Raw genomic sequence first — 16279 nt, 5'->3', positions numbered from 1 at the left:
CTTACGACTGCCATCTCCAGCCCGGCAGATATTTGTTTTTCAATGTCTGGGACGCCAGCTTTCCGAAGCCAAGCGGATAGCCGTCCACACAGACAAGAAACCAGCCTTTTTCTTTCGGCGTCACAAGATCTTCCACATCCAGTGTCTCGCCTTTTAAATATTTTACGACACGATCATCATCGACGGAAAAATCCAGCGTCTTTTTATAGTTTTCTTTTTTCAGATACATCGCAAGCGCCTGACTCGGTTCAAACCGCTTTTTCTTCAACTCTCCGAGCAAAAGTCCGGAACGTAAGAAACGGACTCCTTTTAATGCCGGCAGATCTTCCGGCATATAATATACGCGTTCCTCCCGCAGATCGAATCTCGCCGGATCCAGCTCGATATTCAGTTCTTTCAAAAATGCTTCCAGATCTTCCGGAATCTTTTTCCCGCCTTTTTTATTTCCGGTCTTTTCTTTTCTTTCCCCCGGAGCGACATTTCCTTTTTTCAAAAGTGCAAGGTAATGACCCTCTCCATGCATCTTGTGCGGAAAAATGCGGACCGTTTTCTCCATCCCGTCGATCTTCTGTTCCGTCAGTTCCGGACGGCCTTTTTCAAATCCCTCGTAACCGTCCATTTCACAAATCTCAAATTCCGGATGTTGGGAAAGAAGATATTCGATCGTCCGCTCATTTTCCAGCGGGTCGAACGTGCAGGTGGAGTACAGAAGCATTCCGCCCGGGCGCAGCATCGAAGCCGCCTGTGTGATGATGCTCTGCTGGAGTCTGGAAAAGAACGCCGGTCCATGCTCTTCCCATGCTTTGACCATCTTCTTTTCTTTGCGGAACATTCCCTCTCCGGAACACGGCGCATCGATCAGGATCTTGTCAAAATATTCGGGAAAAAATTCCATCAGCTTTCCCGGCTCTTCGCTGATCACAAGCATATTGCCGATACCGAACAATTCCAGATTCTTCAAAAGCCCCCGCGCTCTGGAATTGCTGATGTCATTGGCGACAAGCACACCCTCGCCTTTTAATTTTGCTCCCAGTTCCGTCGCTTTTCCGCCCGGAGCCGCACAGACATCCAGCACTTTATCTCCCGGTTCGACCGGAAGCCTGTCAGCCGGCGTCATAGCGCTCGGTTCCTGCAGATAATACAGTCCCGCATAGTAATAAGGGTGTTTTGCCGGCTGGTACACACTGCCGTCATAGTAAAATCCGTTGGAGATCCATGGAACGGGTGTCAGCGGCCATGGCGCGATCTTCAAGAAATCCTCCACGGAAATTTTCCGGGTGTTGACCCTCAATCCATAGTGCCGCGGTTCATCAAAACACTGCAGATACGCGTTATATTCTTCTTCCCCAAGCAGCGATTTCATTTTTTCTTCAAATGCAATCGGTAAATTCATTCCTCTTCTCTCCTCTGTCCGTCTCACATCCATGCATGGTCACGGATCGTTCTCTCAAATAACTTTTCTTCAATAAATATCTCTCAATTTTTCCTGCCGTACACACACTCGATTCTGCGGTTCTCCAGATATTTCAATGGCTGATAGGGATTGACGCTGATCTCCTCTCCGTCATGGATCAGATAAATTCCGACGTGAAGATGTACCGGAAACATCCCCATTGTCCCCTCTTTTTTGCTGTATCCGGTATCTCCCATAAATCCGAGCAGATCTCCGGCTTTCACCGGATCTCCCTCTTCGATCTCCGCATAAGAATCCAGATGCGCATAATAAAAATAAGCCCCGCCGGGCGCTGTGATCCCGAGACGATACCCGCCCTGCTCCAGCCACCCTTTGTGGGTTACATAACCGTCGGTCATACTGACAACCGGATAATATCCCCGGACATTCTCTCCCGCCATGATGTCCGTTCCCTCATGTCCTCGTGTACCGCCGTAATTCCTCTCATACATCCAGGAATCTACAAAACTTATCTCTTCCGCTTCCCCGTCTTTCGATACAGGGATCGGAAAGTAGACAAGATCATCCCAGATGGCACGGCAGGCTTCCGCATAGACGTTCCAATAGAGTCTTCTTTTCCACGATCTTCCCATACTTTCAAACGCCTGTTCCGTGCAATTTCCCGAAAACGGCTGTTCTCCGAATCCGGTCTCCAGCCAGTAAATGCCAAGCAATTCTCCGGGATCTTCCATATCCCGTATCATATCCTGCATCCCGTCATCCAGCGTCTGTCTGCGAAATGCGCCGGTTTTCACCGTGTCTTCCTGAAGCCGACCAAAACGTCCGGCTTCTTTTACCTGCCCGATCCCCGCCGCGGACAAGATCACTGCCGCAAGCAAAAAAACGAGCAGTCTGCTCCATCGATGCCCCATCAGTCATATTCCCCGGTTCATAGTCTTTCTAGTATATGAACCGGGGAATGTCCTATTTGCATTGTTTCATGATTTCTTTTAATGCTTCCCAGATACGCGCTGCGGATGCGATCTCCAGACGCTCCTCTACGGAATGTACGCCGATCATATTCGGTCCGAAAGAGATGCAGTCCAGTTCCGGCTTATGTCCGCTTAAAAGTCCGCACTCCAATCCCGCATGGATCGTCGTCACTTCCGGACGTTTTCCGTAAATATGCTCAAATGCATCCAGAACGATCGGGCGGATCTTGGACTGTTCTTTGAACATCCATCCCGGGTACTCGCTGTTAAACTCGTAACTTCCGCCGACTAAGTTGGCAAGGCATCTGTATTTTTCTTTAAATTCTTCGAGCTTGGACGCAGTACCGCTTCTTGTCAGGACCATAAAACGGACACATCCCTCTTCTGTCTCTGTCACACCAAGGTTATCGGAAGTCTCCACCAGCCCCGGAAGCGAACGGTTGTATTCATCCACTCCATTTGGACAATTTACAAGAAATGCGATCACTTTCTTTGCGGATGCTTCCGTCATCACCTGATAGTCCGCGTCTTCCAGTTCTGTAAACTTTACAGCCAGTCCCGGTTCATCTGCTCCGAATTCTACTTTCCATGCAGCTTCCATCTCAGCGACAGCCGCTTTCAGTGGTGCAAGATCTTTTGCTGCGATCTTGATCTTGTTGGCAAGTGTGATGACATTGTCTTTAGATCCGCCGTTTGTCTCTACAAGCGCATACTCTGCCACATGGCGCAGATGACATAACAGTCTTCCTGCCAGTTTGTTGGCATTTCCTCTCTGTTTGTGGATCTCCACGCCGGAATGACCTCCGCGCAGACCGCAGATCTCAATCTCCGCGCCTTTTCCGCTCATCACTTCTCTTTCAACCGGAATCTGGCATACAAAACGGAATCCGCCTGCACATCCTGCTGTCAGGACGTCCTCCTCCTCAGAGTCCAGATTGATCAGCATCGTTCCTTTCAACGGGCTCAAATCGATGTTCATCGCACCGTTCATGCCCACTTCCTCATCTACCGTGAAAACTGCTTCGATCGGCGGATGCGGGATCGTATCGCTGTCTAAAAGAGCAAGCACCATTGCAACTGCAATTCCGTTGTCTGCCCCCAGTGTAGTCCCGTCTGCTGTCACATAACCGTCTTCTACCATCAGCTTGATCGGATCTTTCATAAAGTCATGATCGGAATCCGCTGTTTTTTCGCAGACCATATCGAGATGCCCCTGAAGGATCACAGGCTCGCTGTTCTCATATCCTGCGGTTCCGTTCTTCTTCATAATGACATTGTTCCATTCATCCTGGATCACCTCAAGTCCGCGCTCCTTTGCAAAATTCACGCAATAGTCGCTGACCGCCTTTGTATTGTAGGTTCCTCTCGGAATCTGACTGATTTCTTCAAAAAACCGGAACACTTCTTTCGGTTCCGTCTGTCCTAAAACTGACATATGATAAATTCTCCTTTCTATGTATGAAATCTACCTTTTACGGCATGTTCCATACTCACGCTATTCTTTACTATTTTGTCACAGCGGACATAAAAAATCAACCGATTTCATATATCTTTCATAACATTTGTTCTGATTTACGGAGAACTGTTGATGAAACGAACACTGACCGGACTTGGGATCGTTCTTTTATTTTCCTTTATGCTTCTTTCGCCCAAAGCTGTCTTTTCGGGGGCAAGCAGCGGACTTCTGCTCTGGTTTCAGACAATTCTCCCTACATTGTTTCCGTTTCTGCTCGTCTCCAATCTGCTTCTCGCAACCGGAAGCATACATTACCTTACCTCTGCATTCTCAAAAATCTGCCGGACATTCCTTTCCGTTTCCGATTGCGGAAGTTTTGCCGTTATCACCGGATTTTTGTGCGGATATCCGATGGGTGCCAAGACCGCTGCCGATCTGAATACACAAGGATATATCACGCATCGGGAAGCCTGCTATCTTCTCTCTTTCTGCAACAATACAAGCCCTGTTTTTATTATGAACTATATCGTCTATCAGACACTGGAAGACGAAACGCTTCTGCTCCCCACACTGTTCATCCTCCTTGTCAGTCCGCTCTTTGTAAGTCTGATCACAAGACGTATTTACAAAATGTCGCTTATCGATCGTGTCGGAAACCAAAATACGTTCGCGCGATCCGCCGCTTTTTCCACCCCTGCCGCAGAGCGGTCGAAAGAGCCCGGCTTTTCTTTCCGGCAGCTCGATCACTGCATCATGGACAGTTGTGAAACTCTGGTCAAAGTCGGCGGTTACATCATCCTGTTTTCCGTCCTTTCATCCATCGTTTCCTCTTCTCCGTTCCCCCTCCCCGGCAGCAAGTTCTTTTTGCCGTTTTTGGAAGTGACAAACGGAATCTCCATGATCGGATCCGCCTCCATGTCCATGCGGTTCAAATATCCGATGCTCCTTGGACTTACGTCATTCGGCGGATTCTGCGCCGTCATGCAGACACAGTCCATGGTACAAAAAGCCGGGCTGCCGATTTTTCCCTACTTTACAGAAAAACTGGCAGCCGCTCTGACTGCCAGTTCCTTGGGTTATCTTTACATGATCTTTCGTTGATCTTATCATTCAAAAGATATTTGTATCTGCAGGTTCTTGTATCACTGATCACTGTGCCGCCGGTTCCTGCCCGCTGTAATCGTCCGGATTCTCCTCCGGGATCTCCAGTTCTGCACGGTTCGTGCGCACAACATCGTAACACTCCTGCAGCGAATTGATCAGACCGTCGTACTTGGTCGTATAACTGTCCAGCGTATGTCCGATGATACTCTCTGCATTGGCAAGAAGATCGTCGGTATACTGGATCGCGCCGATCCGGATCGCATTGGCATCCATCGTCGCATTGTCAATGATCTCCTGCGCCTGTGCCGTTGCCTGTGTCACGATCTCATTCGCCTGCGCATATGCCTGCTGCATGATCTCATGTTCGCTGACAAGTTCTGTCGTCTGTACCTGGGCGTCCTCGATCATCGCGTCTGCCTTTGCCTGTGCATCGGCAAGGATCGCATCCCGGTTGCTGATGATCTTCTGGTATCTCTTGATCTCATCCGGAGTCTTCATACGCAGTTCCCGGAGCAATTCGTCCAGATGCTCTTTGTTCACAATGATCTTTGTCGTCGACAACGGCTGATATTTACAGTCTCTGTCGATGTATTCTTCGATTTCTTCAATAATCTGTTCAATACGGCTGCTCATTATTTACACTCTCCTTTTTGTTTTCATCTTTTCGTTCAGTTCCCGACGCACAGCTTCCGGCACAAATTGTGTTATGTCTCCCCCAAAAGCTGCGATCTCCTTAACGGTCGTCGAACTCAGATAAGAATATTCGATATTCGTTGTCAGAAATACGGTCTCAATCTCTGCTCCAAGTTTATGATTCGTCTGGGCCATCTGCAGCTCATACTCAAAATCGGTAATCGCCCGAAGCCCTCTGATAATACAATCCGCCTTTCTCTGCCGGGCAAAATCAACCAGCAGACCGTCAAACGGTTCAATGACAACATTCGGCAAATGACACGTCACCTCGTTTAACATTTTAACACGTTCTTCCACAGAAAACAACGGCATTTTTGCATTATTGTTCAACACTCCGACAATCAGTTCATCCGCAATTTTACAAGATCTTTCAATAATATCAAGATGCCCGTATGTAACCGGATCAAAACTTCCCGGATAGATCGCTCTTAACATATTTCCTCTTTCCCCGCTTTCTCCACAAACAGATGTTTATTCGTCTTATAGACTTTTTCTTTGATGACTGAGAAGCCAAGATCTTCCAGATAAGAAAAATCGGTCTCTTTTGCCGCTTCTATGATGATCACCGTATCTTCATATACAAGCGACGATTCCGACAGATATTCCATCACACGCCGCTCAAGTCCCATATGATACGGAGGATCCATAAAAATGTAATCAAATACTTTTTCACCTTCCAACTGGTACAGCGCCGTCATCACATCCTTTGTCAGTGTGATACCTTTCCGGTCTAATTTCGTATATTTCAGATTGTCACGGACACATGCCATCGCTTTCGGATTCTGTTCCACAAAAACCGCTTCTTTCGCACCGCGGCTGAGCGCCTCGATCCCGATCCCGCCGCTTCCCGCAAACAGATCCAGAAACATACTGTCGAAAAGCCCCGGGCTGATTATATTAAACAATGTCTCCTTAATCCGGTCCGTGGTCGGTCTTGTATCCATTCCCTCTAATGTCTTAAGCTGCAGTCTTTTTGCACTTCCTGCTATTACTCTCATACTCTGTCTCACCGCCTTTAACTATGCTGAATTTTAGCAGAAAAAAGCACTTAGGTCAATCCCAAGTGCTTTTTCTCTCATAGATTCCCGGCAGTATGCGTTTCACATCCGGTCAGCTTATTTGCCTGCCATCTGCTTTTCCTGCTGCTCGATCATTTTCTTGACCATATATCCTCCGACAGATCCATTCTGCTTGGATGTCAGATCTCCGTTGTATCCGTCAGAAAGCGGTACTCCGAGCTCGCTTGCTACCTCATATTTGAATTTGTCCAGTGCGCCTTTTGCCTCTGGTACGGCTGCGCGGTTTGATGAACGACTTGCCATTTTCATTTCCTCCTTTTGCATCTTTGCTGTAACATTTTCTTGTTACTTTTTTCTTTGATTTGTTTGTAACTTTGTTTTTGTTACATCCATAGTATATGGAGGAATCCATGTTTTACACTGGAAATTTATTCCAGATCAAAGCGTCGTTTCCAGCGCCACCGCCGCCACGGTATGTTCCACTGCTTTTTTCAGCATGCGGTGTTCTTCCTTTTGAAGATGCGGATCCTCAAGCAAAAGTTCCTCCGCCGCTTCGTTTGCTCTTTGAAGCAGCCCGGAATCCTGAAAGACGTCTGCCAGACCAAAATCCAGCGTGCCGCTCTGGCGGATGCCGAAGAGATCTCCCGGACCGCGAAGTCTCAGATCTTCGCTTGCAATAAAAAATCCATCGTTGGATTTGTTAAGGATTTCCAGCCGTTCTTTCGTCTCTTTTGATTTGGACGCGCTGATAAAAATACAATAAGACTGATGGCTTCCCCGCCCCACCCGGCCGCGAAGCTGATGGAGCTGCGCCAGTCCGAACCGTTCGGCATTCTCGATCATCATCACCGTCGCATTTGGCACATCGATCCCGACCTCGATCACCGTCGTCGAGACAAGCACCTGGATCTCATTTTTTCCAAACGCTTCCATGATCCGGTCTTTTTCATTCTGCTTCATCCGTCCGTGCAGATATTGTACGGAGATGGAATCTCCCATTTCCGCCTGAAGCTGTTCGGTATAATCAATGACATTTTCCGCCTCGGTCGTCTCATTTTCCTCGACCATCGGACAGATCACATAACACTGCCGTCCCTGCGCGATCTGTTTTTTCATAAAATGATAAGCGGTCGTACGATAAGACGTATCGACCACACAGTTCTTGATCGGCAGCCGGTTTTTCGGAAGCTCTTTGATCACGGAAATATCCAGATCCCCGTACAGGATGATCGCCAGCGTCCGCGGGATCGGTGTCGCGCTCATAACAAGGATATGAGGATAAAGCCCTTTTGCCGCCAGCATTTCCCGCTGCCGCACACCGAACCGATGCTGTTCATCGGTCACAACAAGGGCAAGATTTTTATATTCCACTTTTTCCTGGATCAGCGCATGCGTTCCGATGATAAAATCTGCTTCCCCCGCCGCGATCCGGGCATAAGCCTCTCGTTTTTCCTTTGCGGTCATAGATCCGGTCAGCAGTTCCGTTCGCAGGGAAATCCCATATTCCAAAAGCATATGCGTGATATTTTCATAATGCTGCCGAGCCAGCACTTCTGTCGGAGCCATCAGCGCCGCCTGAAATCCGTTCAATCCTGCATAAAGCATGGCGAGCAGTGCGACGATCGTCTTTCCCGATCCTACGTCTCCCTGCACCAACCTGGACATCACATGCACACCGGTCATATCCTGCCGGATTTCCCGCCAGACTTCTTTCTGCCCGTTTGTCAGTTCAAACGGAAGCCGTAAGAGAAATTCCTCGATCTCCGGCTGCTCCCGAAAACAGTAATGATTTTTCACACGCTCTTTTTTGACTTTCGTCATCCGAAGCGATAAGATAAACAACAAAAATTCTTCAAATACAAGCCGTTCCCTTGCTCGGATATATTCGTCTTTTGTCTCCGGAAAATGGATCCCGCAAAGCGCATCTTTATACGAAACGAACCGGTATGCTTCCACAAACCGGTCCGACAATATTCCTGTTCCGACATCACATACTTCTAAAGCCTGCTTTACCGCTTTTGTAACCATATTGTTGGTCAATCCTGACGTCAGCGGATACACCGGCCAGAGCGTGTGTCGTTTCTCTTCGTATTTTGCGCTCGGATAGAACATTTCCGGATGTTCCATTACAAGTCCGTCCCGTTTCCGGATCACCCTGCCCCGCAGCGTGATCACACCGCCTCTCGCAAGTGTACTGCGCAGAAACGGCATCCGAAACCAGATCACTTTCAATGTACCGGTCAGATCTTTCACATACAATGTGGTGATCTGCATCCGCGGGCTTCCGCCTACACTGACCCTCCCGTAGATCGCGCCGGTCACAGTCACCGTATGTCCCTCCTGTACCTCTCCGATCGGAACCGGATCTTCATACACCTCGTAGCGGTGCGGATAATAGCGGATCAGATCCCCGACTGTGGCAATCCCCACTTTCCCGAATATCTGCTCCGTTTTCTCCCCGATTCCTTTCAAAACACCTATCTTGGAATATTCATTTATCATAGTTCTATCCTTACTCTACCGACAATACATAGTAATAGATCGGCTGTCCGCCGCTGTGCATATCCACATCGGCATCCGGATACAGATCTGCGATCTCCTCCGCCAGACGCTCCGCATCTTCTTCCTGCACATCTTCTCCATAATACAGGCTGATCAGCTCGGTATCTTCATCTGCCATGATCTCGAGCATCTCTTTCACGGATCCCTCCACAGACGGTCCCACCGACAGGATTCCGTCATCGCCGATTCCCATGATATCTCCCTCATGGATCTCTTTGTCGTCGATATGGGTATCCCGGACCGCATAGGTCACCTGTCCGGTCTTCACTGCTTTGATCCCCTCCAGCATCGCCTCTTCGTTCGTATCCACATCGGCATCCGGCATGTAGTTGATCACGGCGGTGATCCCCTGCGGAACCGTGCGGGTCGGAATCACAAGGATATCTTTGTCTTTCGTCAGAGACTGTGCCTGATTTGCCGCAAGGATGATATTCTTGTTGTTCGGAAGAATGAAAATATGATCCGCGTTGACATGATCGATCGCCGTCAGCATATCCTCGGTACTCGGATTCATCGTCTGTCCGCCCTCGATGATATAGTCAACTCCCAGTTCTTTGAAAATCTCATTCATGCCCGAACCGATTGAGACCGCAATAAATCCCACCGATTTTCTCGGCTCTTTCGGCGCTGCCGCTTTCTGCTCCGCTACCAGCTTCTCCGCTTCTTTGATCAGTTTTTCCTGATGCTCTTCGCGCATATTGTCGATTTTCATGCGGGAAAGCTGTCCGTAAGTCAATGCTTTCTGGATCGCCAGTCCCGGATCATTGGTATGCACATGGATCTTTACAATATCGTCATCTGCCACACATACGATCGAATCACCGATCGATTCCAGATAGGCTTTGAACTCCGTTTCGTCTTTCTCGGTAAACTCTTTTTCCGTCATAATGATAAATTCTGTACAATAACCGAACTTAATATCCGCCTGTGCCTGCGCCCCCGGTTTTACCATCGTCGTTCCGGAACTTGCTTCGATCGCGCTGTAATCGATCTCTTTTCCGAGAAATGCATCGTACGCACCGTTCATCACTTCCAACAGTCCCTGTCCGCCAGAATCCACAACGCCGGCTTCTTTTAAGACCGGAAGCATATCCGGTGTTTTCGCCAGAACATTTTTTGCCTCTTCGATCACCGCCTCGATAAATACTTCCAGATCATCTGTCGTCTCCGCCAGTTCTCTCGCTTTCTCTGCCGCTCCTTTTGCCACAGTCAGGATTGTTCCCTCTTTTGGCTTCATAACCGCTTTATAAGCCGTTGCAGTTGCACGTTCGCATGCTGCCGCCAAGATCTCCACATCGATTTCTTTATGTTCCCGGATCTCTTTTGTAAATCCGCGCAGAAGCTGGGAAAGGATCACACCCGAGTTACCTCTTGCTCCGCGCAGGGATCCGGAAGAAATCGCTTTGGAAACCGAAAGCATATCCGGCTCGCTTAACGCGCTGACTTCTTTCGCCGCCGACATGATCGTAAGCGTCATATTCGTTCCGGTATCCCCGTCCGGAACCGGAAATACATTCAGCTCATTGATGAATTCTTTTTTTGCCTCCAGATTCGCTGCCCCCGCAAGGAACATCTTTGTAAGCAGCTCTGCATTTATCGTCTTTGTTGCCACGACAAGTATCCTCCTTAATCAATCACTCTGACACCTTCAACGAAGATGTTGATTTTCTCCACCGTCATTCCGGTAAATTCTTCGACTTTATACTTCACATTGTTCATCAGATTATCGGAAACGGAAAGAATGTTCACACCATACGCTACAATCACATGAAAGTCCAGAGTCAAGCTGTTCTCATCGGAAATCTCAACCTGGATCCCATGTGTGAGGCTCTCTTTTTTCAGAAGCCTTACCAGCCCGTCTTTCATGTTGACTGCTGCCATACCGACAATTCCAAAACACTCCACTGCTACGGAACCCGCATATTTTGCGATTACTTCCGGGTTGATCGTAATGATGCCCAGATCTGTGCTCATACTGCCTTTCATCATATATTACCTCCAGTTCTGATTGGATTTTCGCATAATTAACAATGGTATTATACGCTTTTTTAGAATACATTACAATATCAAAATGCCTGATCTTTTGGCAAACCCGCTCGGATTCGCGAAAAATCAGGCATTTCCTTTTTATTTTACGTTTTTTATCTTTTGGCTTTACACATCTCTTTTAGTCGATCGGATCCGTCTCGATCACAAATTTGACGTTTCCGTCCATTGCTCCGGATTTTCCGCTGAACGTATCATACTCCAGCGCACCGGATGCCAATGTATCCAGACGATCCAATACATCTCCGAGTTCCTCTTCCACCGTGCTTTTCAGTTTTCCGGTTCCCTCTTCTTCAAACTGCGCCGCACCGTCTTTCAAGGTCTTTGCGCCGTCATTTAGCTGTGCGATCCCGTCTTTGACCTGTGTGCTGCCCGCTTTCAGTGTCACACCGCCGTCGGAAAGTGTCTTTGTTCCGGCAAGAAGTTCCGCCGCCCCATCCCGGAGTGCCTGACTGTTTGACGTCAGTTGATAAGCGCCTGCGTTCATCTGACCGCCAAGTGTATCCAGTCCGCCGGCAAGTGCATTGGTTCCATTGGATAACGTTCCCATGCCTGACACCAATGTCTGGCTGCCAGCTTTCAAAGACCCGGCTCCGCTCAGAAGCGATTCGTTATACGAACCAAGCTGAATAAATCCATCCTGCAAAGATTGGATTCCCGATACCGCTTCCGGAAATGCATCGGTTGCCGTATCCAGTTCTCCGATTCCATTGGACAATGTTCCGATCGAACCGTTCAGCATCTGCATTCCGTTGTTCAGCGCCTGTACTTTGTCAGTTACCGTACCGATTCCACCCTCCGGCAGCTTCTCCTGCAGCTTCTGTGCCGCCTCCAGTTCCGCTTCCACTTTCGGCTGCAGTTCCGTCATCGTCTGCTGCAGTTTTCCTGCCGCCGCGGAAAATGTCTGGGCATTAGTCAGAATCGTTTTGGTACAATCCGTAATTCCGGTCAGGTCGATCTGGGAAATATCTACTGGCGGAAGTGTCTGCAGATCCGTCAGGTTTTCCAATCCATCTGTGGAATCCGCTGCCGCCTGCAATGCGGCAATGCTCTCTCTGATTGTCGCATATTCCTTAGAAGCCGGATCATATTTTGTCTGTTCCTGCTGCAATGCTGCAATAGAAGCCTGTATCGCAACCTCACTGTCCGTTCCTGCGTCTCTCGCCGTCTGGATCTGTCCATTGTCCGCCGCAATGATCTGATTCAATCCCGCAGCCGCCTGTGTGCACTGTCCCATGATCGCATTCATGGATGTCTGAAGTGTACTCAATTCGGTCTGAAGCTGTGTAAGCGCCGCTCCGATGTTTGCAACCGGGGTTCCGATCCCACTTTGAAGTTCCGATGCCATGCCCTCGGTCTGCGTCATGATCTCCTGACCGTTTACCATCAGATCGTCCATCTCTTTCAGAAGCGCCGTGATCTGATCCGAATCCAACGCTTCCGCCAGTTTCTCCGTCGCATCTGCAAGCGCATCCGACGCCGCTTTCAAATCTTCCGTCGTCGCTCCCTCTCCGTCCGTCGCTTCTTTTAACTGGCTGATCGCCGCTTTCACCTGAGTAAGCCCATCGCCAAGTTCCCCAAGGCTTCCCGCGCCCTCTGCGAGCTTTTGCTCACCCGCAATATAAGAAGTCACACCGTCCGCCAGTGTATTGGCTCCGTCCGCATAATCTTTTACGCCCTGAACAACCGTGTTGACCCCGTTGACATATTCCGTGACTTTCACGGTAAGTTCTCCGTTTTCACCGAGATACTGCCGGATCCCGCCGCCGAGCTGATCCACACCGTCGGTGTAGCTTGTGATGCCTGCCGACAAATCTCCTGCACCGCCAGACAGCACATCGATCCCGTCTTTCAGCGTCTGGATTCCCTCGTCAAACTCGCCGTAGCTGTCGCTCAAAGTCACCACGCCGTCGGAAAGCGCCGCTGATCCATCCACAAGCTGGAGCGCCGCATCTTCCAGTTCATCCACTGCATTTTTCAGTGCGTCTGTATCCCCGATTTCTTCCAGATTCAGATCATCCAGCAGATCGTTCAGCGCCACCGTAAAGGTAGAAGACATCGTAAAATCTTTCACATCCGCCGAAATCTCCAGACTTTCCGGAAGTGAAAGTTCCGTTCCATCCGATAATGTGCTGTCCACGCCGAGGCTCTCCTGCATTCCCGGCATTGCAAATCCAAACACAATATTCTTATTTCCATCGGAGATCACTTTCCCGTTGTCGATCACTACATTGGAAAATGTCTCGTTGGGCAGGATCAATCCGGTCATCATCACGAATGGGCTGTACATTTCTTCCGCTTTTCCATTGATGTCCACCGTCTTCTTTGTATTGTTCCTATAATCGATATGGATCGTCAGATGTCCGCTTTTCCCTTTCAGATCCTCCGGCTTCATCTCCTGACCGTCCAAATAGTAAGTAAACTTCATGGAAACCGGGAGCGCCTGTTCGGTCGTTCCCTGATAGTAAATATCTTTTCCGTCCGTTTCCCATGTCAGCTTGTTTCCATCAGTCGAATACGTCTCCTCTCCTTTTAAGTTTTTGATTCCGGATAGGCTGCTTTCATCATTCAATGTTCCGGAATTTCCGACATTTTTCAGCCAGTTGGAAACCGTTACGTTTTTCTGTGTTCCGGCTGCGTCTGCGTTTACATAAACTGTTTCTTCCTTATATACGTTGCCCGAGGATGCACCATTTTCCTCCGCCGCGCAGACAGGGATCGCACACAGCATGACCGACATTCCGACTGCCACCGAAGTGGTGAATCCACGTTTTATTTTTCTGTTTTTATTCATAATACGACACGTCCTTTCAATTCTGAGTTTGCTGGATCTGATTTTCCTGTTTTTGTTTTCCAAATCCAAACGTTGTCTTTAAGATCACTTTATCAAAGATCATCAACATTGCCGGCAGTACGAGGATCACGACACACATACTGATCAGCGCGCCTCTTGCAAGCAACGTACAGATCGAACCGATCATATCCACTTTGGAATAACATGCTACGCCGAATGTTGCTGCAAAGAAACTCAATCCGCTACTGATGATCGACGGCATACTTGTCTTGTGTGCGATCGCGATCGCATCTTTCTTCGTCTGTCCGCGCAGCATACGTTCTTTCTGATAACGGCTTGTCATCAAGATCGCATAGTCCACGGTTGCTCCTAATTGAATCGTACCGATCACGATACTCGCCACAAACGGAAGACTGATACCGCTGTAATACGGCACTGCCATGTTGACCGCAATCGCAAATTCGATCACAGCCACAAGGATCACCGGTAATGAAATCGATTTGAACACGATCATAATGATCAGGAAGATCGCGATCATTGACACCGCATTGACATTGATCAGATCCACATCCGTCACATCCTGCAGGTCTTTCATCAGCGGCGCTTCCCCGATCACCATCGCCGTATCGTCATACGATTTTACGATCTTGTCAATCGCTGCGATCTGGTCGTTGACCTGATCCGTTGCAGACTCATATTCCGAGCAGATAAATGCCAGTTCATAATTGTCGCTTTGGAGCATTTCCTTTACATCTTCCGGGATCATACTGTCCGGAACCATCGGTCCGATCAGCGAATCCAGTCCGAGACTCCACTTTACGCCATCGATTTTATCAACTTCTTCCAGCATATCCGCTTTTGCTTTCTGATCCATATCCTTATCCATCAGGATCATATGCATATTGCTCATTTCAAAATCTTCTTTTAATTTCTCATTGGCAACATTACTTGCCAGAGTATCCGGCAGCGATTTTGCAATATCATAATAAATCTGTGTATGATTGTTTCCGTAAATTGCCGGGAACAGCATGATCAAAAAGATCACGATCCAAACTTTGTAATGTTTTGTGATAAATGCGGACGGACGATCCATACTTTTGATCAATGGTTTATGCTTCGTCTTTTCGATCAGTTTATCAAATATAAGAACAAGAGACGGCAGCAGCGTTACGCAGCAAAGAACACCGATCACAACACCTTTCGCCATCACGATCCCCAAATCTCTTCCAAGTGCAAACGTCATAAAACAAAGTGCTGCAAATCCGGCGATCGTTGTCACGGAGCTTCCGACTACGGATTTGAATGTATTCGCGATCGCATGCCCCATCGCGCGTTCCTTTTCCCCCGGGAACCGCCGTTTATTCTCCTCATAACTGTTCAGCAGGAAAATCGAATAGTCCATGGTCACTCCAAGCTGCAGGATCGCAGTCAGCGCCTTTGTGATATAGGAAGTTTCTCCCAAAAAGACATTACTTCCTAAATTATATAAAATTGCGGCTCCGATGCTGAACAAAAATAGCAGCGGGGTCAGATAGGATGTGGAAGTCAGTTCCAATACAAGAAGCGACAACAGCACTGCGATGACCACGTAGATTGGAAGTTCTTCATCGCACAGGTTTTTGATATCAGTGACAACGCCTGTCATTCCTCCGACAAAGCATCGCTCATCTGCAATCCTGCGCAGTTCACTAACCGCCCCCATTGCCTCATCCGATGAGGTCGTATTATCAAAAAGAACCAGCATCATCGTTGCATCCCCACGGAAAAATGTCTCCCGCAGATCTTTCGGGATCATCTCAACCGGCAGGCTGATATCCGCCGCATCGTCGTACCAGAGAACATCCTTGACATGCTCCACCTCACTGAATTCTTCTTCCAGTTTCTGTACGTCTTTCAGTTCCATATTCTCCACAACGACCATGGAGAACGCCCCCATGCCGTACTCATCCACCAGAATATCCTGACCTTTTACCGTCTCCAGATTTCCCGGCAGATAGCTCAGTAAATCATAATTAATTTTCGTCCTTGCCATGCCGATCATTGACGGAATCAGTAAAAGTATACTGAGAATCAAGATCAGCACTCTGTGTCTGGCAATCCCTTTGCCGACTTTCACCACGTCTACCATCTCCTTCTTTCTTTGTCTAGTACACATTATACGCAAAAATGACCGTTAGTCAATAAAATTTGTGTAAAAAATGAACTTTGGTCATTTTGTTG

Annotated in this window: 13 protein-coding genes; 1 reads left to right on the top strand and 12 read right to left on the bottom strand. The window is 48.4% G+C overall.

The annotated features are described in order from the left end of the window. Position 1: 1 nt before the first annotated feature. The 3 genes from I2H87_RS09675 to I2H87_RS09665 all read right to left on the bottom strand — a co-directional run bounded on the left by I2H87_RS09675 (position 2) and on the right by I2H87_RS09665 (position 3820). Positions 2-1393: an RsmF rRNA methyltransferase first C-terminal domain-containing protein gene (locus I2H87_RS09675; RefSeq protein WP_022151970.1), complete on the bottom strand. Its 1392-nt coding sequence runs from the start codon at positions 1391-1393 to the stop codon at positions 2-4. A gap of 83 nt (positions 1394-1476) precedes the next feature. Further along, on the bottom strand, positions 1477-2325 hold the full coding sequence (locus I2H87_RS09670) for a M23 family metallopeptidase (protein WP_195609826.1): 849 nt from the start codon (positions 2323-2325) through the stop codon (positions 1477-1479). Positions 2326-2377: 52 nt separating this feature from the next. Next, complete coding sequence (locus tag I2H87_RS09665; RefSeq protein WP_009266146.1) at positions 2378-3820, bottom strand: aminoacyl-histidine dipeptidase; 1443 nt, start codon at positions 3818-3820, stop codon at positions 2378-2380. Between the two features lie 153 nt (positions 3821-3973). Here I2H87_RS09665 and I2H87_RS09660 point away from each other — a divergent pair, with 153 nt between their 5' ends. Then, positions 3974-4942, top strand: coding sequence for a transporter (locus I2H87_RS09660; protein WP_195609825.1), 969 nt, complete (start codon positions 3974-3976; stop codon positions 4940-4942). 48 nt (positions 4943-4990) lie between these two features. On the opposite strand, the gene I2H87_RS09655 is transcribed toward I2H87_RS09660, so the two are convergent. The 9 genes from I2H87_RS09655 to I2H87_RS09615 form a co-directional block, all read right to left on the bottom strand. Beyond that, on the bottom strand, positions 4991-5578 hold the full coding sequence (locus tag I2H87_RS09655) for an ATP synthase subunit B family protein (RefSeq protein WP_009266144.1): 588 nt from the start codon (positions 5576-5578) through the stop codon (positions 4991-4993). Between the two features lie 3 nt (positions 5579-5581). Beyond that, positions 5582-6073, bottom strand: coding sequence for a pantetheine-phosphate adenylyltransferase (coaD, locus tag I2H87_RS09650; protein ID WP_009266143.1), 492 nt, complete (start codon positions 6071-6073; stop codon positions 5582-5584). Beyond that, positions 6067-6636, bottom strand: a complete 570-nt coding sequence (gene rsmD, locus I2H87_RS09645; RefSeq protein WP_195609824.1) for a 16S rRNA (guanine(966)-N(2))-methyltransferase RsmD — start codon at positions 6634-6636, stop codon at positions 6067-6069. The genes coaD and rsmD overlap by 7 nt, the downstream gene beginning before the upstream one ends. A 117-nt stretch (positions 6637-6753) precedes the next feature. Continuing rightward, the gene (locus I2H87_RS09640; RefSeq protein ID WP_009244730.1) at positions 6754-6960 is read right to left on the bottom strand and encodes an alpha/beta-type small acid-soluble spore protein; all 207 of its coding nucleotides are present in this window, start codon (positions 6958-6960) and stop codon (positions 6754-6756) included. A 135-nt stretch (positions 6961-7095) separates the two neighbouring features. Continuing rightward, positions 7096-9159, bottom strand: coding sequence for an ATP-dependent DNA helicase RecG (gene recG / locus I2H87_RS09635; protein ID WP_207746074.1), 2064 nt, complete (start codon positions 9157-9159; stop codon positions 7096-7098). A gap of 10 nt (positions 9160-9169) precedes the next feature. Then, positions 9170-10831, bottom strand: coding sequence for a DAK2 domain-containing protein (locus tag I2H87_RS09630; RefSeq protein ID WP_117549562.1), 1662 nt, complete (start codon positions 10829-10831; stop codon positions 9170-9172). 14 nt (positions 10832-10845) lie between these two features. Next, positions 10846-11205 (bottom strand): Asp23/Gls24 family envelope stress response protein, encoded by a 360-nt coding sequence (locus tag I2H87_RS09625; protein WP_044954513.1) that lies wholly within the window; start codon positions 11203-11205, stop codon positions 10846-10848. 181 nt (positions 11206-11386) lie between these two features. Continuing rightward, complete coding sequence (locus I2H87_RS09620) at positions 11387-14059, bottom strand: YhgE/Pip domain-containing protein (RefSeq protein WP_195609823.1); 2673 nt, start codon at positions 14057-14059, stop codon at positions 11387-11389. A 16-nt stretch (positions 14060-14075) separates the two neighbouring features. After that, entirely contained in the window at positions 14076-16178 is a 2103-nt protein-coding gene (locus I2H87_RS09615) for an efflux RND transporter permease subunit (protein ID WP_195609840.1), read from the bottom strand. Between the last annotated feature and the right edge of the window lie 101 nt (positions 16179-16279).

Origin of the sequence: Mediterraneibacter glycyrrhizinilyticus, assembly GCF_015560805.1 — a bacterium.
GTDB classification, from domain to species: Bacteria; Bacillota; Clostridia; order Lachnospirales; family Lachnospiraceae; genus Schaedlerella; species Schaedlerella glycyrrhizinilytica_A.
Note: the sequence above shows the minus strand (reverse complement) of the source record. Positions and strands in the feature narration are given on the sequence as shown.

What these genes read in the sequence shown, in the direction of transcription:
- I2H87_RS09655 (WP_009266144.1), bottom strand. Translation starts at nt 5,578, where the DNA reads ATGAGCAGCCGTATTGAACAGATTATTGAAGAAATCGAAGAATACATC.
- I2H87_RS09620 (WP_195609823.1), bottom strand. Translation starts at nt 14,059, where the DNA reads ATGAATAAAAACAGAAAAATAAAACGTGGATTCACCACTTCGGTGGCA.
- I2H87_RS09640 (WP_009244730.1), bottom strand. Translation starts at nt 6,960, where the DNA reads ATGGCAAGTCGTTCATCAAACCGCGCAGCCGTACCAGAGGCAAAAGGC.
- I2H87_RS09660 (WP_195609825.1), top strand. Translation starts at nt 3,974, where the DNA reads ATGAAACGAACACTGACCGGACTTGGGATCGTTCTTTTATTTTCCTTT.
- rsmD (WP_195609824.1), bottom strand. Translation starts at nt 6,636, where the DNA reads ATGAGAGTAATAGCAGGAAGTGCAAAAAGACTGCAGCTTAAGACATTA.
- coaD (WP_009266143.1), bottom strand. Translation starts at nt 6,073, where the DNA reads ATGTTAAGAGCGATCTATCCGGGAAGTTTTGATCCGGTTACATACGGG.
- I2H87_RS09665 (WP_009266146.1), bottom strand. Translation starts at nt 3,820, where the DNA reads ATGTCAGTTTTAGGACAGACGGAACCGAAAGAAGTGTTCCGGTTTTTT.
- recG (WP_207746074.1), bottom strand. Translation starts at nt 9,159, where the DNA reads ATGATAAATGAATATTCCAAGATAGGTGTTTTGAAAGGAATCGGGGAG.
- I2H87_RS09675 (WP_022151970.1), bottom strand. Translation starts at nt 1,393, where the DNA reads ATGAATTTACCGATTGCATTTGAAGAAAAAATGAAATCGCTGCTTGGG.
- I2H87_RS09625 (WP_044954513.1), bottom strand. Translation starts at nt 11,205, where the DNA reads ATGAAAGGCAGTATGAGCACAGATCTGGGCATCATTACGATCAACCCG.
- I2H87_RS09670 (WP_195609826.1), bottom strand. Translation starts at nt 2,325, where the DNA reads ATGGGGCATCGATGGAGCAGACTGCTCGTTTTTTTGCTTGCGGCAGTG.